The sequence below is a fragment of the Aeromonas sp. 61P genome, from assembly GCF_051919545.1.
In the GTDB taxonomy this organism is placed as follows: Bacteria; Pseudomonadota; Gammaproteobacteria; order Enterobacterales; family Aeromonadaceae; genus Aeromonas; species Aeromonas veronii.
Genome location: NZ_JBQBEL010000001.1, coordinates 1,985,087 through 2,006,503, shown reverse-complemented (window position 1 = coordinate 2,006,503; position 21,417 = coordinate 1,985,087). Strand labels below are relative to the sequence as shown.

Here is a 21,417-nt window from a genome sequence, read left to right as displayed (position 1 = left end):
GGGGGCTTGGCAAGAGATAATTTGGGCAGGAGAGGGGGTGAATAAAGTGTCAGGGAAATTTTTTTTGCCTTCTCTCGAACTTGAGAAGGCGATCACAACTTTTTATGAACGCGCCAGAAAGTTGGCCAGCAACTGATGGCCCTGCTCGCTCAAAATGCTCTCCGGATGGAACTGAACACCCTCGACAGGGAGCGTCTTGTGGCGCAACCCCATGATCTCGTCAAACGAGCCATCGGCATGCTCGCTCCAGGCGGTGACCTCGAAGCAGTCGGGCAGCGTATCGCGCTCCACCACCAGTGAATGGTAACGAGTCACCCTCAGCGGGTTGTTGAGCCCCTTGAACACCCCCTCATTGCGATGGCGGATGAGCGAGGTTTTGCCGTGCATTACCTGACGGGCACGCACTATGCGGGCGCCGAAGGCCTGCGCCAGCGACTGATGACCGAGACAGACGCCGAGAATGGGCAGCTTGCCAGCGAAGTGGCTGATGGCATCGAGAGAGATCCCCGCCTCATTGGGCGTACAGGGACCGGGAGAGATCACCAGAAAACGGGGGGAGAGCTGCGCTATGGCATCAAGCGTCAGTTCATCATTGCGCTTGACCACAACCTCTTGTCCCAGGGCGCCGAAATATTGCACCAGGTTCCAGGTAAAAGAGTCGTAGTTATCGATCAACAACAGCATGAGATAACCAACAGCGGAGAATTAACGATCGAGATAACGACCCTGTTCCATTTCCCGTTCACGCTGACACTCGGCCAGATAGATGGCGGCAGCAACGGCAGGGGTTTTATGGTGCTTGTCGATGGCATTGGAGACCATCAACTGCAGGGTATTTAGGTTTTTCGCCTTGCGAAATTTACGTAGCCAGTGACCTTTGTCACTCAGCTCTTCAGCAGAAATAGTTGGTTGAACAGGCATGCTTTCTCTTGGGGATATTACCCAGGTTGAAATAAAGAAATTAAACAAAATAGCTAGGCAGAAAATAAAGAAAGCCAGGCAAATACCCAGCTCTCTTCTACTACACCTTCCCAGTATGTCAGGCTCGAGGAACGAAGCCGACTACATCATATACGCTGGTCAGGTTTTTTTCAGCAACAAACTTCGTCATCGCTCCCTTTAGGCTGATTGACCTTGATTTAACTCAACAGGTTCCAAAGGTGGGAGATCACCATAAAAGCAAGCGAAATCATTTGAAAAGGCCTTTTTCCTAAATGCGCTCTTTTTCACAAATCCGATGGACTTTTTCACTTTCTTCAGAGTTCTTAAAGCCCGAGCTTGGGCTTTTAATGCCCCCTGAGCCAAGATCAACTCAAGGTATTTTTCATTTTCCCTCAATAAGTTATATCTTCTCTGAATCGGTTCCAGCAGCGCAACTACGGCTTCGGCGGTTTCGGTCTTGAGGTGACCGTACATCTTGCCTTCGAAGTGCTGCTCCAGCTCGGGGATGGAGCGACCCGTCACCCCTGACATCAGGGTCAGCAGGTTGGAAACACCCGGTTTGTTTTCCGGGTCGAAACGCACCACCGCCGGCTCATCACAATCAGTCACAGCTTTCTTGATCTTCTTCATGATCTTCTTCGGATCTTCCAGCAGACCAATGAAGTTGGCCTCGTTGTCATCCGACTTGGACATCTTCTTGGTCGGATCCTGCAGGCTCATCACCCGCGCCCCTTCGGTCGGAATGAAGGGCTCCGGCATGGTGAACACGTCACCATAGAGGTTGTTGAAACGGGTACAGATGTCACGGGTCAGCTCCAGATGCTGCTTCTGGTCGTTGCCGACCGGCACCTGATTGGCCTGATAGAGCAGAATATCAGCAGCCATCAACACCGGATAACCGAACAGGCCGACGTTGACGTTGTTCTCGAAACGGGTGGACTTGTCCTTGAACTGGGTCATGCGCGACAGCTCACCCATCTGGGTGTAGCAGTTGAGGATCCAGCCCAGCTCGGCGTGCTGCGGCACGTGAGACTGGATGAAGACGGTGCTCTTCTTGGGATCGATACCGACCGCCAGATAGAGGGCGGCCGCGTCCAGACAAGCCTTGCGCAGGGCAGCCGGGTCCTGGCGAGTGGTGATGGCGTGCAGATCGACGATGCAGTAGAGGCAGTCGAACTCATCCTGCATGTTGACCCACTGACGCAGGGCCCCCATGTAGTTGCCGATGGTCAGTTGACCGGAGGGTTGCGCTCCGCTCAATACGATTGGTTTAGTCATGAGAGTGTTAATCCTTGTTATTCAGCCAGCCCAGCTGCGCTATTAGACCAAAAGTGCATCGAGCTGGGCAAACTGCTCGAATACCCAGTCTGGATGGGAGTCGGCGATGGGGCGGCCATAGTTGTAGCCGTATGTAAGACCCACCACCTTCATGCCAGCCGCCTTGGCCGCCAGCACGTCATTTTCTGAGTCGCCCACCATTAGAGTGCGAGCCGGGCTCACCCCCAACTCTTGGCAAGCGTGCAGCAAGGGCTCCGGGCTCGGCTTCTTGACCGGCACGCAGTTGCCGCCAAGCCAGAGTTCGAAACAATCGCTGATGCCAAGGGCATCGAGGATGGGTGCCACGAAATCGCTCGGCTTGTTGGTAACGATCGCTTGCTTGTAGCCCAGGCTTTGCAGGCGACGCAGACTCTGTGCCACCCCTTCATACATCGCCAGCCCTTGCAGCAGGCAGGCGTTGTAGTGCTGGAAAAAAATCGGTCTGGCCTTGGCAAACAGCTCGGGATCGGCCTCGCGATAGGCGAGCGCCCGCTGGATCAGCTTGTCGGCACCATTGCCGACCCAGGTACGGATAACCGCTTCATCAGCTTGTTCCAGACCCAGATCAGCCAGAGTCAGATTGACTGCCAGCGCCAGTTGGGCGGCGCTGTCGATCAGGGTGCCGTCCAAATCGAACAGCACCAGATCAAATGCGCGCTCAGCGTTTGACATGAGCCAGCTCCGCACGCATCTGGTCGATCACCGCTTTGTAATCGGGCTTGCCGAAGATGGCAGAGCCGGCGACGAACATGTCGGCACCCGCTTCGGCGATTTCACGGATATTGTCGACCTTGACCCCGCCGTCGATCTCGAGGCGAATGTCACGGCCGCTCTCGTCGATCAGGCGACGCACCTGACGCAGCTTGTCGAGGGTGCCGGGGATGAAGCTCTGGCCACCGAAGCCCGGGTTGACCGACATCAGCAGGATCACATCCAGCTTGTCCATCACATACTCGAGGCAGGAGAGCGAGGTAGCCGGATTGAGCACCAGACCCGCCTGGCAGCCCATCTCCTTGATCAGACCCAGAGAACGGTCTACGTGGTCAGAGGCTTCCGGATGGAAGGTGATGAGGGAAGCACCGGCCTTGGCAAAATCAGGAATGATGCGATCCACCGGCTTGACCATCAGGTGCACGTCGATGGGGGCCTCGATACCGTAGTCACGCAGCGCCTGACAGACCATGGGGCCAATGGTCAGGTTGGGGACATAGTGGTTGTCCATCACGTCGAAGTGAACCACGTCGGCACCAGCAGCCAGTACCTTGGCTACATCGTCACCCAGACGGGCAAAATCGGCAGAGAGGATCGAGGGGGCAATCAGAAAGTCTTTCATCAGCATCATCCATTGGCAGCCAGGGAGAAAAAGCGGCGCAATTTTAACGTAAAAGGCGGGCGAAAACGACTCGAATGCGGGGTAAATGGGGCAATCGCCTCCCCTCCCCCAGCCACCCGGGTTTTGCGGCATCGGCACGGGCCCAGGCGCGCCAATAAAAAACGGCGCCCCTGGGCGCCGCATGGTCTGTTACGTCAGCGGCAGCAGTTCACTGTCGCTGGGATAGTAGCCCTGCTCAGGTTCGATGCCGGGCGGATAGAGCGCCAGCAATTCGGCCACCTTGTTGCGGGTGCCGCCGTTGCGACTGATGGTGCGCTTGACCAGGATCTCGTCGAGGCGGGCACCGCGATAAAGCTCACGAGTCAGCTCAATATCGTGGTTGCTGATCAGCACCGGCACCCCTTTGTGAGCGGCTGTGTGACGGGCCAGTCGCGCCAGGATCGCCTGATCATCCAGGGTAAACCCGCCGGAGGCATAGGTGGTGAAGCTCGCCGTAGTGGAGAGCGGCGCATAGGGTGGATCACAGTAGATAACCCAATCCTCTTCGGCACGCTTGATGGCGTCGGCGTAGCTCTCGCAGATAAAGGTCGCCTTCTGCGCCTTTTCGGCAAAGGCCCACAGCTCTTTTTCCGGGAAATAGGGTTTCTTGTAGGAACCGAACGGCACGTTGAAGCCGCCCTTCTTGTTGTAGCGGCACAGTCCGTTGAAACCGTGACGGTTGAGAAACAGGAACAAGAGTGCCCGCTCGAAGGTGGTCTCGGTCTGATTGAACTGGGTACGCAGCCGGTAATAGGCCGCCTTGTGGTTGTGCTCTGCCACAAACAGCTTGCGCGCCTCGGCAATGAAACTGTCCGGCGTCAGCTTGAGGTGGTTGTACAGGCAGATCAGATCCGGATTGATGTCGTTGAGCACATACGCGTCGTAGTCGGTGTTGAGAAACACTGACCCGGCCCCGACGAAGGGCTCCAGCAACACACGCCCGGCCGGCAGGCGCTCGGCAATCTCTTCAACCAGGGAGTATTTTCCCCCGGCCCATTTTAAAAAAGCGCGTGTTTTTTTCATGGAAATCCGGTGTGTAAGAAGGCAAGACCCAAAAAGGGGGACGATTCTACCCCCTTATCCGGTATCAAGGCTATTGCTTCAGCTCTTTTTGTACCTGTGCAAACGACTTGGGCCAGGGCTGACCTTTCAGCAAGGCTGGCGGAAGCTTGCGAATGGCACTCTTGGCCTGGGTCAGACCGGCATAATCCCCTTGCAGCACCACATACCAGGGGCTGCCACGGAATTTGGTCTGATAGACCCATACCTTGCCCGCCAGACCATGCTCGGCAACAAATTGATCCACCGCCTTGGTGTTGCTCGCCCCCATCAGCTGAACGCTATAGTGGTTGCGCGGCTTCTTGTTCAAGGTGGCGACCGGTGTCAGGGCCACTTTGGGTGCTGGCGCGGTAACCGGCTCGCTGTTGGCGGTTTTGGTGGTGGCCGCAGGCGTTGCGGTTGTCGCCGGATTCAGTGCCTTGGCGGTACTGGCTGGCGCCGTGGTTGCGATTGCACCACTGGGGGCTGTGCCACTCGGGTTCTTGCCGGTCAGCTCGTCCACCACGTCAGTAGGCAGTGCGCCGCTCACCTTGGGTTCGGTCATCAGCTTTTGCACGACCTCGTCAGAGATCACCACCCGACGCCCTTCGTAATTGGTTGATTCGGTGGTCACGGTTTCGCTCTCCACCGACTTGGGCAGCACTTTCGCCTCCGGCTGCCAATCTTTCACAACCCCATTGGGATTACTGGCTGCATCGCTGTTTTGCGCGCCTTGTGCAGCGGAATCTGTATTCGAACCGCCAGCGGTGAGGGGATCGCCTCCCGCTACCGGGATCGGCAATGCCGTGTTTTGCGCCGGATCCTGCAGTGCCGGTTTGCTTTCATTGTCAAACAGCGCAGGCAGCAGGTAGCTCAAAGCCAGCAGGCCGCCAGCGACCAGCGCGATAGCGGTGGCAATCTTCTTGACAGGCAACTCCGCCTGACGCTTCTTGGGCCTTCTGTCGGTCATGATATCCTCCAGTAACTGCATGATGGTGGACGGATGTCCGTTCGCCGTTTTCAGGATCTCCTCGACTTGCGGCTTGGGCAAGAGGGTCGCCGGGATCTTGAGCTCTTTGGCTTTCTCATACAAGAAGATGCGCTGCTCGGGCGGGCTCAGTGGCGGCACTTCCAGCTCAAGGGCTGGCATGGCACGTCCTTTGAGCTGCGGCCGTTGGGTACGACACCAAACGTCACTGCCCGAGACAATAATGGCCAGCTGATGGGGCGCCGCCAGGGTATCGTTATGACGGATGATCGCCCACAACTCTCCCAGCAATTCGGCCGGCAACTGGTCGGCCCGCTCTATCAGCAGCAACAGGGTGGCTGGCTTGCTCCCCTCCAGCATGCGAAAGAAGCTCTCCGCCAGCGCATCCTGTGGATTGAACAGCGGGCGCGCCACCACCTGTGGCAGCAACAACTGGCGCACATCCACCATCTTCATGGCAGGTGTACCAATCAGGCTTACCACCCGCACTTTTTCCGGCAACACGCCGAGCAGGGATTCGCACAGGGTACCGCGACCACAACCGGGTTTACCGGAGAGAAAAATGAAAGGGTGATTGAATTCAATCAGATGCAGCAGCCGGTCAACCAGCTGCCGCTGGGAAGGAAGTTTTAGCAGTTTATTCGTCACGACCAGACTCGATCACCGCCAGCAACTCGGCATCGGACACATCCCCCACCACCTGCGCATGGCCGATGCCAACCGGCAACACCAGACGCAGCTTGCCTTCCAGCACCTTCTTGTCACGGCGCATATGGCGAATAAAGGCGGCGAAATCCATCTCGGCAGGCGCATGAATGGGCAGATTGGCGGCCAGCAGCAGAGCGCGCACACGCGCAACGTCCTCTTCGCTCATATCGCCACGGGCCTGCGCAGTCCAGGCTGCCAGCATGGTGCCGGCGGATACCGCTTCACCATGCAGCCAGTTGCCATACCCCTGCTCGGCCTCGATGGCATGACCAAAGGTGTGACCCAGATTGAGCAGCGCACGGACGCCGTGCTCGGTCTCATCCTGACCGACCACATCGGCTTTGATCTCGCAGCAACGTTTGATGGCGTAGGCCAGCGCGGCAGGTTCCAGCTGTTGCAGACGCACCATGTTCTGCTCCAGCCAGCTGAAGAAATCAGCATCCCAAATGATGCCGTACTTGATCACCTCGGCCATCCCTGCGGCAAATTCGCGGGCGGGCAAGGTACTCAGACATTCGGTATCGATAACAACTTGTTTGGGCTGATAAAAAGCCCCAATCATGTTCTTGCCGAGGGGGTGGTTGACAGCGGTTTTACCGCCGACAGAGGAGTCAACCTGGGAGAGCAGAGTGGTCGGGATCTGGATAAAAGGAATGCCACGTTGATAGCTTGCTGCCGCAAAGCCCACCACATCCCCAATCACGCCGCCCCCCAGAGCGATCAGTGTCGTATCGCGCCCATGGTTGGTTTCAAGCAGAGCAGACATGATCTGCTCAAAGGTCGCCAGGTTCTTGTACGCCTCGCCGTCAGGCAGGATCAGGTGTTCAACCTGAAAACCCGACAGCAACGCGGTTACCCGTTCAAGATAAAGCGGAGCAACGACCGTGTTGGTCACTATCATCACCCGCTTGCCCTTGATGGTCGATACCAGCGCCTCGGGGCGCTGCAACAACCCTGCAGCTATCTCGATGGGATAGCTGCGTTCACCCAGTTCGACCTTCAACCGTTCCATGGACGTCCTCTAGATTACATACCGATCAGCTTTACAATTTGATTGGCGACGATTTTTGCGCTCTGGTCATCGGTGTGCACAACAAAGTCGGCAACCTCTTCATACAGGGCATTGCGCTCTTGTGCCAGACGTTCCAGCACTTCGCGTGCCGGTTCTTCGGTCTGTAGCAGAGGGCGGCGTTTGTCTCGCTGTGTGCGCGCCAGCTGCTTTTCGATAGTGGTTTCGAGGTAGACCACGATGCCACGAGCAGACAACTTGTTGCGGGTTTCGCGACTCTTGATGGCACCGCCACCCGTCGCCAGCACGATACCCTGCTGCTCTGACAATTCGCCGATCACCTTCTCTTCGCGAATCCGGAAACCTTCTTCGCCTTCAACATCGAACACCCAGCCGATATCAGCACCACTGCGGCGCTCAATCTCATGATCTGAGTCGAAAAACTCCATATGCAGTTGTTCTGCCAGATGTCTACCTATGGTGCTCTTGCCCGCACCCATGGGACCTATCAGGAAAATATTGCGTTTCTCAGCCATGTCTTTTCGTTAGTAATTACAAACTGTACGACCCCGATGAATACTGGATCGGGGTACCTATGAACCTTATCTTGCGATGGATCAGGAGGGGGATTATCTCAATAGATATCGGGACTGGCAACCGCAGCCCTTACGCCCCAGCCTCATTGGGGCGTAAGGTTATATGTGTTTTACCCTCACATGTAAAGCATTCAGAAGGCGTCGGTGACTATCTTGGGCGTCACGAAAATCAACAACTCTCGCTTTTTGTTCTCGCTGGTGGTCTTGCGGAACAGGGCACCCAATCCGGGGATATCGCCAAGCAGCGGCACCTTGGTCACATCGCTCTTGATGGTCTGCTGATAGATGCCGCCCAGTACCAGCGTCTCGCCATTGTTCACCAACACCTGAGTGGTGATGGACTGGGCGTTGATGGAAACCGCATCACCGGTACCGGTCGGTACCGTTTCACCCTTGGTATCCTGGGTCACAGTCAGGTCGAGAATCACCCGATTGTCAGGGGTGATCTGCGGAGTAACCTTCAGGCTCAATACCGCCTTCTTGAAGGTAACCGAGGTAGCGCCACTGGAAGAGGACTCCACATAGGGGATCTCGGTACCCTGCTCTATCAATGCCGGTTTCTGGTTCGCCGTGGTCACGCGCGGACTGGCGATAATCTCGGCCTTGCTCTCTTTTTCCAGCGCCGACAACTCGAGATCCAGCAAGGTGCCATCAGCCAAACGGGCAACCTGGAAGGCCAAAGTACCGGCCGCATTGGTCACCGGCAGGTTGACGTTCAACCGATCGTCTGCTGATGGCCGAGAGCTGGGATTAATCGCAGAACTGCCGTTGTTGTTACCAGAGCCATCATTCCCCTCGATGGAGCCGGAGGTACTGTTGCCATGACCATCGTTTTTGGTCACACCCCACCGCACCCCGAGCGCTTCATCAAAGCCGTCATCAATGGTCACCATCCGCGCCTCGATAACCACCTGCTTGACCGGAATATCGAGAATATCGAGCATCCGTTTGATGCTGCTGATGACATCGGCGGTATCCTTGACCACCAGCACGTTGGTCCGTTCATCCACACTCACCGCACCACGGGGTGACAGCAACTTGGTACTTTCGGAAGAGAGCAGGGCAGCCACTTCCGAGGCCTTGGCATAGTTTATCTGCAGATATTCGGTATAGAGCTGCGCCAAATCTGCGACCTGATTGCGGCTCTCAAGTTGCTGCTTCTCGCGTGTTGCGATCTCTTCCGCCGGTGCCACCAGCAGAATGTTGTTGTCCAATCGTTTATCCAGACCCCGCACCTTCAAAATAATGTCGAGCGCCTGCTCCCACGGCACCCCGTCCAGACGCAGGGTAATATTGCCTGCGACCGAATCTGTTGTTACCAGGTTGAGATTGTTGAAGTCAGCGATCAGCTGCAACACGGTACGGACTGGAATATCCTGAAAGTTCAATGAGATGGGCTTTCCCTGATACTGCTTGGATGCCGTGGCCGTCGTCCGCTTTTTCACCTCGATAATGAAGAGCTTGTCTGCCTGATCGTAACGGTAATCAAACTGACCATTGATCGACAGTTCAAACAGGGTATCGCTCCCCTGCCGGGAGACTTCAACCTGAGAGACCGGCGTTGCAAAATCCTGCACGTTGATCAGATTAAGCAAGCCATCCGGCACCCGAGTGCCATGAAACTTGGCCAGTACGGTCTGTCCTCGGCTGCTCACATCGACGGCGGCCGAGCTGTTATCCAGCGTGACCAGAAACTCCCCCTGGCCATCTTTACCACGACGAAAATCCACACCGGTAACCAAGTTGAAATAGGCGCCGCCCCCACTGCTCTGATAGTTGTTAAGCACCGGCTTGCTGGCAGGCTGTGTTGCTACCGGCGTAGTCACGGGCGCAACAGGCATCGACCGGGCGACGACCTGAGGATTGAGCAGTGCCGAGGGAGAGGGTGTGGCCACCATCGCAGAGGGTGCTGTCACAGGAGTAGCCGAGGTTGCGGGTGCAATCAGCGCGCTCTCACCATTGATGAGCCCGGAAGAGGCCCCCTCGCCCAATGACACCAGTAATTTGTTCCCCTGTTGCTGAACCTGATAGGGGGCCAGCTGATCGAGTGCGATCTTGATATCCAGACCTGCGCCCTTACCCTCAACCTTGATATTATCAACCCCCAGGCGCTGGATCGGCAGCGGGTTCACTTTCAGCGCCCCTGCCGCACCGGGAACATGCAACAACAGCTGATTGGGTTGGTAAGAGAGACGATCGGTAAAGCCCGTGACCGGCTCACTAAAACTGAGCTCGACCAGCAATTGATCGGCCAGCAGCGGATTGACCTTGATCTCCTGCAGGGTTGCCACTGCCCACGCCTGACTGAGGGCGCTGGCGCAAAACAGCAAAGCCACTTTGGATACACTCTCTATTGTTGTTCTCATTGCTGTTCGTCCCTGATTATTGTTTTTCTTGCACATTGGCCATCGCCAACTGGGTTTCTCTTGTTACCCAGCACCCCTTCCCGTCCGGAATGGTTTCCAGCAAATCCACGGCAGTGTCAGTGATCTTGATGACCCGGCCCTGATCAAGCCCCATATACTGGTTGAGCCCGACCCGCATCGATTTGCCATCCGGGGTGCTGATCAAGGCCCATAACTGACCCGCCTTACCTAAAGAACCATGCATCGACAGACTGGCCAGCGAATAATTTTCCAGCACCTCTTTCTCACGATCCATCAGGGTCTGTGCACAATCCGGCTGGGCCTTGGCAGTACTTGTACTTCCGACCGTCGCCTCAGGCTGGGGAACCATGAAGGGGCTGCGCAACTCGCGTTGCTGGTAGTGCATAGGGGCAAAAGGCTTCAGCTCGGGCAAGGGCTCGATAGGTATGGGTGGCCTTGCTTTGGTCTGGGCGACATAGCTATCCATGTCCTCCTGACCACCACAGGCCGCCAGCAAGAGGGCAGGCAATAACCAGCAGATGCGTCTCATTGTTTCGGCTCCACTGTTTTACCGTTGTACTTGTAGGTCTTGGCCAGCATCGACATCGAAATCAGCTCCCCTTCATCCTTGCTCTGACCCAGAGTGAAGGAGTCAAGGATGACGATACGGGGCAAGGCAGCCATGTCAGCGGTAAACTTGCCAATTTCATGGTAAGTGCCCACGACTTCGATACGCATTGGTAGCTCGGTTGAAAACTCGTGCTTTACCTCGGGTTCCCAGTTGATCCGGTTCAATTTCAAGCCGTTGTCGGTAGCAATAAAGCTGATATCGTCCAGCAGACCGGCGACCTCATGGGTATTGGGCAACTGCTTGAGCTGGGTATCGACCAGTTGCTCAAGCTGAACCATTTGCGCCTTGTATGCCCCCAGGTTGGCAGCCAGCATCGCCTTGCTTTCAAACTGGGCTTTCAGTTCGGTCTCTTTCCCCGCTTCCTGGGTCAAACTGGTCAGTGAGTTGGCAATCACGTAGTAGTAGATGGCGCCGCCGGTCAACACGCAGCAGAAAAAGATGAAGACCCCTTTTGCCCATTTTGGCCAGCTTGCTATGTCATTGATATCCAACTCGTTGAGTTGCTGAAGGTTCATTGTTGCTCCTTGGCCACATTCCCTGCAGCCGCAGCATTGTTGGCGATCAGGAACATCATGGAAAACTGGCTCAATGACACTGGCGCAACATCAGCCGCAAAAATAGTGCTTATCTTTGCCTGACCCAGCCAGCCGGAACCATCAATCCGCCGCATCATGCTGGCCACCCGACCATAGGCTTCGGTCTTGCCATTTACATCAATAATATTGTTCTGCATCGAGGTGTTGAGGTAAACCCCGTTGGGCACCAGTGAAGGCAGCTGATTGAAGAGGCGGACGGGCACATTGCGTCGCATCTGCAACTGCTCGATGAGCTGCATCCGATCGATCAGTTCCTTGCGACGCTCTTTGAGCAGACGGATCTCCCCCAGTTGGGCATCCAGAATAGTCATCTCCTGAACCAGCCGCTGGTTGCGCTGCTGCTGGGCGACGATCTGGCGATCAACCAGCCAGTTGGCAAAAAATCCCAGCGCGACCGTGGCCAGCACAAAAATCCCCAGCAAGGCCCCGAACTGTTTCTTTTGGCGCTGGGCCCGGGCTTCACGCCAGGGTAGAAGGTTTATATTTGACATGGTGTGAAACTCCTCAGAGCCAACCCGAATGCCGTCATATATTTAGCACCATGTACCAGCTCGGCCTCTCCTTTCGGTTTGCCAAACAGAGCGAACAGATCCGGGTGCAATACCTCGCAATTGACCTCTTCTTTTACCTGCACCAACAAACCGGGCAGCAGACTGCCTCCCCCCGTCAGCACCAGTTTTGCGATGTCGCGATAACCGGATGAACTGCAAAACAGCTGGATATTGCGCCGCACTTGCTGCAGCAGCGAGTTGATGTGGGGCATCAGCACATCCAGCTCATGGTCAACAGGCAAGGTACCTTTGGTTTTAGCCTGCTCAGCCTCATCCAGCGTCATGCCATAAAAGGAGGAGAGCGCCTGGCTGTACTGATCGCCGCCGAAGTTTTGCAAGCGGGAGTAGATCACCTCTCCCTTGACCAGCGCTGCAAAGGTCATGGCACTGGCACCGATATCTATCACCCCGATCGGCCGTTCACTCTCCTGCAATTCGGGCAGACAGGCCACCACGGCACGGCCCAACGCATGGGCCCCCACATCCACCACCTTGACGGCAATACCGGCTTCGGCAAGGGCGCTGACCCTGCCGTTGACACTCTCGGTGCGGGCTGCGCTCAGCAGCACATCCTGACGATCTTCACTGTTGTTGGTGCTCAGCACCTCAAAATCGAGACTCACTTCATCGAGGGGGAAGGGAATGATCTGCTCGGCCTCCAGCTGCACCTGATTCTCCAGCTCCTTGTCGCTGAGGCGGGCATCAATCTGGATCACCTTGGTAATCACGTTGGAACCGGTCACCGCAGTGGCGGCATAGTCGCTGTGAGTTGGAATAAGACGCTTGAGGGTCTTGAGAGATTGGCTGACGCGCTCGATATCCTGCAATTGATAGTCAACCAGCGTCCCTTTCGGGGTGGCAATATCGGCGACCGATTCGAGATGAAGCTTGCCAGGTCGGCCACTGAGGGTAACGGCCTTGATGGTCTGGCTGCCAAAATCAATGCCCACCAGAGGGAGGAGGGATCCCTTGTTAAAAAGCCCAAACATATACACATCCATGCGTTATTTGGTTTTATTCCTGAACAGAGTGTAGGACACCCGATCAGAGGAGTGCTTCACTCATCCTAAATGCTCTAACTATCAATGTCATAAAGTTTATGTCGAAAAGTGACCCATCTCGCTTTCTTCATGGCAAGTGGCCCTCCTTGGTTATTACTCCCCGTAGTGCTAACCTCTCGCATCCTTTTGAGGTGGGTGGCTCGCCACAGGAAAACCTCGAATTCCCGATGGCAAAAGGGCTATACTCTGCGCCCGTTGGCTAATTTTAAGACGATTGGTAGTTCTTCCATGCTGAAATGGCTCGTTCGCCTGTTTATTGTCATGATGCTGGGTGCAGTGCTGGGTGTTGCCAGCCTCATCGGTATCTACTTCTATATCAAACCCCAACTGCCCGATGTCACCGCACTGCGTGACGTCAAGCTGGCAACCCCGATGCGGGTTTACAGCCGGGATGGGGAGTTGATCGCCCAATATGGCGAAATTCGTCGCATTCCGCTGCGTCTGGACGAAATTCCGCAACCCATGATCGATGCCGTACTGGCGACCGAAGATGCACGTTTCTATGAGCACCCGGGCATTGACCCGATAGGTATCATTCGAGCCGCATCTGTCTGGGCTGTTTCCGGCCATGCCCGTCAGGGGGCCAGTACCATCACCCAGCAGGTTGCCCGCAACTTCTTCCTGAGCAATGAGAAGACCATCATCCGCAAGATCAAGGAGGTCTTCCTTGCCTGGCGGATCGAGCAGAATCTCTCAAAAGATGAGATCCTCGAACTCTACCTCAACAAGATCCCCCTCGGTTATCGCTCCTTCGGGATCGGTGCTGCGGCACAGGTTTACTTTGGTAAAGAGGTTAAGGATCTGGGACTGGACGAGATCGCCATCATTGCCGGTCTGCCAAAAGCCCCGTCCATGCTCAACCCCATCCGCTCCCCCGAGCGGGCCTTTGCTCGCCGCAACGTGGTGCTGGGCCGGATGCTGGAAACTGGCAAGATCACCCAGGCTCAGTTTGACGAAGCGTCCAAGATGCCGATCAAGGCCCGTTTTCACGGCGCCGAAGTGACCCTGCACGCCCCCTATCTGGGGGAAATGGTGCGCCAGAAGATGGTCGAGCAGTTCGGTGAAGATGCCTACACCATGGGCCTGCACGTCTACACGACCGTCTCTGCCGAACGTCAGCGGGCGGCAAGACAGGCACTGCTGGATGGCGTTTTTGCCTATGACATGCGCCACGGCTATCGCGGCCCGACGGCTCAGTTGTGGAAGGCTGGCGAGACAGCCTGGGATTACGAGCAGATCGTCGCTCACCTTGGCAAACAGCCCACTTACGACCCGCTGATGGCGGCGGTCGTGACCAAGCTCGGTGATCGCAGCGCCACGCTGGTACTGAAGAATGGCAAGGAAGCAGAGCTCGGCTGGAACGGTATTAAATGGGCCCGCTCCTTTATTACCGACGACCGCCAGAGCTATGCCCCGAAATCGGCGCGCGATGTGCTGAAAGTCGGCGCCCAGATCTGGGTGCGGGAAGAGGGCGAAGAGTTGCTGCTGGCCCAAATCCCGGACGTCAACGCCGCGCTGGTTGCCATGACCCGAAAAATGGCGCACTGGAAGCACTGGTCGGTGGTTTCAGCTTCGAACTCTCCAAATTCAACCGGGTCGATCAGGCGCGTCGCCAGATCGGTTCCAATATCAAGCCTTTCCTCTATGCGACCGCGCTGGAGCATGGCTATACCCTGGCGTCGCTCATCAACGATGCGCCGATCAACCAGTGGGATCCGTCAAAAGGGCCCATGTGGCAGCCCAAGAACTCCCCGGCCGTGTATGATGGTCCCACTCCGCTCCGTCTGGGACTGGCCAAGTCCAAGAACGTGATGTCGGTTCGACTGATGCGCGCCATCGGTCTGGATACCTATATCGACGGTCTGACCCGCTTTGGTTTCCCTCGCGACTTCATCTCTCCCCATGAGTCGCTGGCGCTGGGCGCTGCCGAATTCACCCCCCTCGAAGTGGTACGTGGTTACTCGGTACTGGCCAACGGTGGCTTCCTGGTAACCCCATACTTCATTGACAAAGTGACCGACAGCCTGGAGAACACCATCTATCAGGCCAATCCTGCTATTGCTTGCACCACCTGCGAACAGCAGGCTGCGCCCGAGCAGAGCACACTGCCGCAGACAACTGTTGATGGAGCCGCACAAGATGGCACGCAGACCCCTCTCGCGCCAATTATCGCCCCGCATACCATCAGTGCCCAGAGTGCATTCCTGATCACCGACACCCTGAGCACAGCCATCTGGGGGGGCAACGGCTGGCGTGGTACCGGCTGGCGTGCAGCCCGCGACCTGAAACGTCACGACATCTCCGGTAAAACCGGTACCACCAACGAATCGCGGGATGCCTGGTTCTCCGGCTACACCCCGGACATCGTTGCTACCTCATGGATCGGTTTTGACAACCACCAGCGTGGCCTTGGCCGTGCCGAGTTTGGTGGTGGCGCCGCGCAGCCTATCTGGATCGACTTCATGAAAGTCGCCCTCAAAAAGCTGCCGGAGCACAAGATGCCGGTTCCCGAAGGGATCATGACGGTGAAGATTGATAGCGAAACCGGCCTGCTGGCAACCAGTGGCGGCACCGACGAATACTTCAAGGAAGGTACCGAGCCGACCCGCTACGCAGCACCGAGCTCGGATGGCAATCAGGTCTACGGCGGTGACAACCCCGATGTAGAAGGGCCTGTCTCTACCGACGATATCTTCTAAGTCGTTATCGCGGCAGAAGCAAAACCGGCAGCCTTGGCTGCCGGTTTTTTTATTGGGCCAACTGCTTGCTCATCAGCGTGGCGATCGAGGCCGCCAACTCATTGAAGCAGGGGCGACGCACCGAGTAGTGGCGATAGAGCAGCGAGATGGTACGCCCCGGCACAGGGTCAACCACAGGTCGATAGCTCACCCCTCCCTCATCATGATCAGCAGGTACGGCCAGCTTTGGCACCAGGGTCATGCCGCTACCGGCGGCCACCATGTTGCGCAGGGTCTCGAGACTGGTTCCCTTGAAGCGTTGATCCTCACCAATCCCGCCAGCGAAACAGAATCCCATCGCCTGATCCCGCAAACAGTGGCCATCGGCCAGCATCAGCAATTTCTTGCCCTTGAGATTGCCGAGTGGCACCTGCCTTGCCTGTGCTTCGGGGTGATGGCAAGGCACAGCCAACCACATCGGCTCATGATAGAGCTGGATTGAACCAAACCCCTCCATCCCCGGCATCTCGGCCAGAATGACGCAATCCAGCTCCCCCTCTTCCAACCGCTTGAGCAGGGTTTGGGTCTGCTCCTCATAGAGGTAGAACTCCAGCTGGGGAAAACGCTCACGCAGGGTCTGGATAATGCGGGGCAACAGGTAGGGGCCCACGGTCGGAATAAAACCGATATGGATCTCCCCTGACATCGGCTCGGAGAAGTGCTGACCTATGCTCTTGAGCTCGCGCACCTCCTTGAGCACCCGACGCGCCTGATGGGCCATGGCATCGCCAGCCGGAGTAAACAGCACCTTGCGCGAGGTACGTTCGATCAGAATGACCCCGAGTTCATCCTCCAGCTTGCGCAGCTGGCCGCTCAGGGTAGGTTGACTGACAAAGCAGCGTTCTGCGGCTTTGCGAAAATGTTTTTCCTCATCCAGCGCCACCAGATATTCGAGATCGCGAAGATTCATACAGCAAGAGTCCTGCCTGGAAAATGGGCCATCAGCATGCACAATATCGTCCGGCGGGACAAGTCATCAACTCGCAGTGACCCTCTCTGACTTCCCCTTCAAAACAGAAAAGCCCGATCAGCTCGCGGTAATCGGGCTGTTTGACTCGCCGAGGGATTACACCCTGAAACGGCGCACCATATCCTGCAGTTGGGTAGCCAGATGGTTCAGCTCGTTGCACGCCTGAGCCATCTGGGTGGCACCGGCGGCCACCTCTTCGGAAGCATGGCTGATATTGACCACGTTACGGTTGAGCTCCTCGCTCACCGCCCCCTGCTCTTCGGTGGCTGTCGCAATCTGGATGTTCATGTGGGAGATGCTGCTGACCGAGCCACTGATCTGGGAGATGGACTCGCCCGCTTCCCGCGCGGTAGCAACCGTGGTATTCATCAGCTCCTGACTCTGTTGCATGGTACTGCCCGCCTGTTCGGCACGCTGCTGCAACTCGGCAATGATGGTATTGATCTGAGAGGTGGAGTCCTGAGTGCGCTTGGCCAGAGTACGCACCTCATCGGCCACCACCGCAAACCCCCGCCCCTGCTCACCGGCACGGGCCGCTTCAATGGCGGCGTTCAATGCCAACAGGTTGGTCTGTTCGGCAATACCGCGGATCACCTCCAGCACCATACCGATATTGCGGCTGTCATCGCCCAGTTGGCGGATCACCACCGCGGTACTCTCGATGGCACCGGCGACCCGTTCAATACGTTGAATGGAGTCATTCACCGTTTGCGCACCAAGTTCAGCCGTTTCACTGGCCGAGGTGGCAGCACTGGCCGCATCGCTGGTGTTGCGAGAGACCTCCTGCACCGTAGCCTGCATCTCGTTCATCGCCGTTGCCAGCTGATTCAACTCATGTTGCTGAGCATTCATGTTGTTGGCTGACTGGCTGGCAACAGAGCTGATCTCCTCCGCGGCGGAACTCAGTTGCACCACAGAGCCCGACACTTCACTCACCAGAGTGCGCAGATTGGTCTGCATTTCACCAAACCCTTTGGCAAGGGTTCCCAGTTCATCATTGTTGAACTGCTGCATATCGATGCGGGAGGTGAGATCACCAGAGGAGACCCGCCGGGTCTGTTCCAGCAACGCCATCACCGGATTGCGGATCTGACCGGTCAGCAGCCAGGCAATTGCCACAACAAAACCCAGCGTCACCAGACTGACAATGACGCTCATGGTTCTGGCACTGCTGTAGAGCGCCTCCACATCTTTTGTCATCTGGGCCGCAATCTCGTTATTGATTTCCCGCAGGCGGAAGGATTTTGCTCCCACCTCCTCCAGCGCGACCCGGGTTTCGTTTTTGCGCAGACTTCTGACTCGCTCCAGATCGCCAGCAGCGAAGGCGCTCAACAGTTGGTCATGCACCGCAAAATACTTGGCCCCCGCCGCAACCACCTGCTCATAAACCTGTTTCTCTTCACCTGTAGTGAAAGCTAAAGCACCGTATTTTTGGGCTGCTTGCTCAAATTCCTGCCTGGCCTTATTGAAGGTCAGGGTGCGATCGCTTACCTCTTGATCATCCTTGTTCAGACCACCGATGACCTGGGCCAGCTCTGAGCGGCGCGCATCCAGAATGGCAACATGCATCTGGCTGGCATAGCGGGTTGACGGCAGCAGGTTGTCAGTGATGGTTTCGGTATCACCATAGAGCTTTGCCAACTGGCTGATGGAAAACCAGGCCAAGCCCAGTACCAGCAGTGCCAGGATGGCAAATCCGGCACTCAGTTTCTGGCCGATAGACATGTTTTTGAACATATGGGGGCTTCCTTGAAATGAGTCTGCACTCCCGCAACATCCGCCGGGAATGGTCACATAGAGCATAGTCTGCAAGCAGAAAGTCGAAGGCTTTCATATCGCTTCTGCATACAGGAATATCGGCCCGTTCACTCCACTTCTAAAGAGACCTTGTCCGTCCACATTCTAATAACTATTCCATCAACTCAAGAAGATGCTGACGCAACCCGGCAGGATCGCCCAAAAAGTCAGCCACTCGCACAGTACTCACCTTACCGTTGTGCATCAACCCAAGGGTGGGATAACCCTGACCGCCCAGCCGTTTCATCCAGCCCTGGCTATCTGCCAGATGTTGCAGCAAGGGCGCCTGCAGATAGGATTGCTGGAATGCCTCGGCTGCAATCCCCTGCTCTGCCGCCAGCGTGGCGAGAAATGCCGGCTCACCAATCCAGATCCCGTCCCGATAGTGGGATTGCTGGATCCGGTGCAACATGACCAGCCCATCGCCCCCCAACGCCGTGACGGCCAAAACCGCACGGATCGGCGGCTCGGAGTCCAGCAGACAGCCTTCCCGCAGCAGCAGTTCGTTAAAGTAGCGTTCGCCAAAATGCTGGCCGGTCAGCGCTTCGATCCGCTGATCATGGGGGCGCACATAATCACGCAATGCCTCGCCCATCGGCTGACGGCGACTACCCATCCAGAGACCGCCCGCATGCAGCTCGATCTTGAGCCCAGCAATGGTGGCTGCCGCCTGCAACAGGGGGGCGGCACCGTAGCACCAGCCACAGAGCGGGTCATAGACATAATGGAGGGTGGTTTGTTGTTCGCTCATCTTCATTCTCACTTCAATCTCGGATAAAAAACCGGGCCCTTAGGCCCGGTAAAAAACACAGGGAAAGCAGGCTCAGTGGCTTACCACTTCATCTCGCCGGTATTGACCTTGGCACCGATGGCCAGACCATCGTCAACCGGCAGTGCCGGATAGGCCTTCTTCAGAGCCTCAATCAACTCACCGGAGTTTTTCGCCTTGGCCAGCTCCTGTTCGAAACGCTCTACATAGTCACGGGTAAAGGTCACAGCAACAGTGCCTTTGGGAGCAGTCCCCAGGAAGTGGCCCGGTACCACGCGCTCGGGTTTCAGGGCCAGCAGGTTATCCAGCGCCTTGACCCAGTTACTGCGGGCCGCCTTGGTCTGGCTGTCCGCCATCCAGACATGCACCCCGTGGTAAACCGGCACACCACCAAAAGCAGTCTTGATGGAAGGGGCCCAGAGGTAGGCATTCGGGGTGTTCATCTCTTTGATCTCAATCTTCTCGCCATCCAGCGTCAGGTGGCTGGCGGTCATCACTTGCGGCACGGTCAGGCTCTTCGGTGCGCCCTTGCCGAGGATCGGGCTCCAGTAGCTCAGCTTGGCATCCTTGGTCTGGTTGATGTGGTCAACCACATGCTGATCGGCCAGCACTTTGACATCCGGGAACGCCGCCATGACCGGCTCCAGACCGAAGTAGAAGTCGGGGTCACCGGCACTGATATAGACAGTGGTCAGCTTCTTGCCACTCTTCTTGATCATGTCGACCAGCGCCTGACCATTTTGCACATCGAATTGGGCATCGATCAGGATGGCCTCTTTGTCACCGGTCACCAGTGAGGAGGAGACCGGGAAGATCGCCTTCTCGCCAGGGTTGTAGACGGTCACGCTCAGGGGGGCGGCCAGTGCGGCGCCACTCAGCAGGGTGGTCGCCAGAGTCAGGTTGCGGATCAGGGTGTTGTTCATCATCTATTCCTCATTAAGTATTCGGGGGTTCATTTGATGGACACAGTGTATTGGATCACTTAAGGTGCAAATACAGCATAAAAAGCGCATCACTGTTGCACATATCGAACATATAGAGAGCCATACATGGATCGACTGACCGCCTTGCGGGTCTTTGTCAGCGTAGTCGAACAAGGGAGCCTGAGCGGCGCCGGAGAGAAACTGGATATGTCGCGCGCCATGGTGTCGCGCTATCTGGCCGAGCTGGAGAGCTGGATGGGTGCCCGCCTGCTGCACCGCACCACCCGTCGTCTGAGCCTGACAGGGCCAGGAGAGGAGGCGCTGAACCGGGCCCGCGCCATGCTGGCGCTCGGCGAAGAGATGGAGCAGATCGCTGTTAAGGGAGATGACGCCCCCAAGGGACAACTGCGGATCACCAGCAGCTACTCCCTGTCGGAAGCCTTGCTGGTCGGGGCTGCCAACGACTATCTGGCGCAATACCCGGGGACGGCCATCGACATTCTGCTGCTCGACAGAACCGTCAATCTGGTGGAGGAGCGGATCGATCTGGCGGTGCGCATCACCAACGACCTCGACCCCAATCTGGTGGCACGCCGTCTCGGCACCTGCCACTCGGTAGTCTGTGCCAGCCCGGCCTATCTGGCCCGTCATCCAATGCCACACAAGGTGCAGGATTTGGCGCTGCACAACTGCCTCACCTACACCTACTTTGGCAAGAGCCTGTGGGAGTTCAATGGACCAGACGGTCCCGAGTCAGTGCCGGTCAGCGGTAACCTGAGCGCCAATATCTCCAACCTGCTGCTGGAAGCAACGCTGGAAGGCGCAGGTATCAGCCTGCAACCCCGCTACTCGGCACAACCCTATCTGGAGCGCGGGGAACTGGTACCCCTGCTGACCGACTGGCAGCCCAAGCGGCTCGGCGTATACGGGGTATATGCCACCCGCAAGCAGATGTCGCCACTGCTGCGCAGCTTCCTCGATTTTCTGCTGGCTCGCATGGCGGCGGATCCCATCTGGCAGGAGTGAACACACCTCAAACCCGATC

The 21,417-nt window shown here is 56.8% G+C and carries 18 protein-coding genes and 2 pseudogenes; 2 read left to right on the top strand and 18 right to left on the bottom strand.

Annotation, left to right across the window (positions count from 1 at the left end; translation table 11 throughout):
• Positions 1-102: 102 nt before the first annotated feature.
• The 14 genes and pseudogenes from ACTG2O_RS09680 to tapM form a co-directional block, all read right to left on the bottom strand.
• A complete protein-coding gene (locus ACTG2O_RS09680) occupies positions 103-684 on the bottom strand; it encodes an aminodeoxychorismate synthase component II (RefSeq protein ID WP_058059215.1) in 582 nt (193 codons plus the stop codon).
• A gap of 21 nt (positions 685-705) precedes the next feature.
• Positions 706-921 carry a hypothetical protein gene (locus ACTG2O_RS09675; protein ID WP_005334997.1) on the bottom strand — a complete coding sequence of 72 codons (216 nt, stop codon included), beginning with the start codon at positions 919-921 and terminating at the stop codon, positions 706-708.
• Positions 922-1,218: 297 nt separating this feature from the next.
• A pseudogene (gene trpS / locus ACTG2O_RS09670) lies at positions 1,219-2,220 on the bottom strand (tryptophan--tRNA ligase); the annotation flags it as partial.
• Between the two features lie 42 nt (positions 2,221-2,262).
• On the bottom strand, positions 2,263-2,931 hold the full coding sequence (locus tag ACTG2O_RS09665) for a phosphoglycolate phosphatase (protein ID WP_439975664.1): 669 nt from the start codon (positions 2,929-2,931) through the stop codon (positions 2,263-2,265).
• Positions 2,918-3,592, bottom strand: a complete 675-nt coding sequence (gene rpe, locus ACTG2O_RS09660; RefSeq protein WP_040066900.1) for a ribulose-phosphate 3-epimerase — start codon at positions 3,590-3,592, stop codon at positions 2,918-2,920. Before rpe ends, ACTG2O_RS09665 begins: the two co-directional genes overlap by 14 nt.
• A gap of 189 nt (positions 3,593-3,781) precedes the next feature.
• Positions 3,782-4,654, bottom strand: coding sequence for a Dam family site-specific DNA-(adenine-N6)-methyltransferase (locus ACTG2O_RS09655; RefSeq protein WP_005335008.1), 873 nt, complete (start codon positions 4,652-4,654; stop codon positions 3,782-3,784).
• Positions 4,655-4,724: 70 nt separating this feature from the next.
• A complete protein-coding gene (locus tag ACTG2O_RS09650; protein WP_429047701.1) occupies positions 4,725-6,305 on the bottom strand; it encodes an SPOR domain-containing protein in 1,581 nt (526 codons plus the stop codon).
• Complete coding sequence (gene aroB, locus ACTG2O_RS09645; protein WP_019446352.1) at positions 6,295-7,377, bottom strand: 3-dehydroquinate synthase; 1,083 nt, start codon at positions 7,375-7,377, stop codon at positions 6,295-6,297. Before aroB ends, ACTG2O_RS09650 begins: the two co-directional genes overlap by 11 nt.
• A gap of 14 nt (positions 7,378-7,391) precedes the next feature.
• On the bottom strand, positions 7,392-7,910 hold the full coding sequence (aroK, locus tag ACTG2O_RS09640) for a shikimate kinase AroK (RefSeq protein ID WP_005335014.1): 519 nt from the start codon (positions 7,908-7,910) through the stop codon (positions 7,392-7,394).
• A 191-nt stretch (positions 7,911-8,101) separates the two neighbouring features.
• On the bottom strand, positions 8,102-10,336 hold the full coding sequence (gene pilQ, locus ACTG2O_RS09635) for a type IV pilus secretin PilQ (protein WP_439975663.1): 2,235 nt from the start codon (positions 10,334-10,336) through the stop codon (positions 8,102-8,104).
• Between the two features lie 16 nt (positions 10,337-10,352).
• On the bottom strand, positions 10,353-10,886 hold the full coding sequence (locus tag ACTG2O_RS09630) for a pilus assembly protein PilP (protein ID WP_005335020.1): 534 nt from the start codon (positions 10,884-10,886) through the stop codon (positions 10,353-10,355).
• Positions 10,883-11,482 (bottom strand): PilO family type IV pilus biogenesis protein TapO, encoded by a 600-nt coding sequence (gene tapO, locus ACTG2O_RS09625; protein ID WP_019446350.1) that lies wholly within the window; start codon positions 11,480-11,482, stop codon positions 10,883-10,885. The genes ACTG2O_RS09630 and tapO overlap by 4 nt, the downstream gene beginning before the upstream one ends.
• Positions 11,479-12,054 carry a PilN family type IV pilus biogenesis protein TapN gene (gene tapN, locus ACTG2O_RS09620; protein ID WP_439975662.1) on the bottom strand — a complete coding sequence of 192 codons (576 nt, stop codon included), beginning with the start codon at positions 12,052-12,054 and terminating at the stop codon, positions 11,479-11,481. The genes tapO and tapN overlap by 4 nt, the downstream gene beginning before the upstream one ends.
• A complete protein-coding gene (tapM, locus tag ACTG2O_RS09615) occupies positions 12,042-13,103 on the bottom strand; it encodes a PilM family type IVa pilus assembly protein TapM (protein WP_005335023.1) in 1,062 nt (353 codons plus the stop codon). The genes tapN and tapM overlap by 13 nt, the downstream gene beginning before the upstream one ends.
• A 300-nt stretch (positions 13,104-13,403) precedes the next feature.
• Between tapM and ACTG2O_RS09610 the strand changes: the two are divergent.
• A pseudogene (locus ACTG2O_RS09610) lies at positions 13,404-15,874 on the top strand (penicillin-binding protein 1A).
• 49 nt (positions 15,875-15,923) lie between these two features.
• Here the strand turns inward: ACTG2O_RS09610 and oxyR are convergent.
• The 4 genes from oxyR to ACTG2O_RS09590 all read right to left on the bottom strand — a co-directional run bounded on the left by oxyR (position 15,924) and on the right by ACTG2O_RS09590 (position 20,372).
• Positions 15,924-16,823, bottom strand: coding sequence for a DNA-binding transcriptional regulator OxyR (gene oxyR, locus ACTG2O_RS09605; RefSeq protein WP_005354003.1), 900 nt, complete (start codon positions 16,821-16,823; stop codon positions 15,924-15,926).
• Positions 16,824-16,979: 156 nt separating this feature from the next.
• Complete coding sequence (locus tag ACTG2O_RS09600; RefSeq protein WP_019446348.1) at positions 16,980-18,620, bottom strand: methyl-accepting chemotaxis protein; 1,641 nt, start codon at positions 18,618-18,620, stop codon at positions 16,980-16,982.
• Between the two features lie 172 nt (positions 18,621-18,792).
• A complete protein-coding gene (locus ACTG2O_RS09595; protein WP_181223884.1) occupies positions 18,793-19,437 on the bottom strand; it encodes a DsbA family protein in 645 nt (214 codons plus the stop codon).
• A 74-nt stretch (positions 19,438-19,511) separates the two neighbouring features.
• Positions 19,512-20,372 (bottom strand): Vmh family MBL fold metallo-hydrolase, encoded by an 861-nt coding sequence (locus ACTG2O_RS09590; protein ID WP_439976654.1) that lies wholly within the window; start codon positions 20,370-20,372, stop codon positions 19,512-19,514.
• 126 nt (positions 20,373-20,498) lie between these two features.
• Between ACTG2O_RS09590 and ACTG2O_RS09585 the strand changes: the two genes are divergently transcribed.
• Positions 20,499-21,398, top strand: a complete 900-nt coding sequence (locus ACTG2O_RS09585) for a LysR family transcriptional regulator (protein WP_005362277.1) — start codon at positions 20,499-20,501, stop codon at positions 21,396-21,398.
• Positions 21,399-21,417 lie beyond the last annotated feature (19 nt).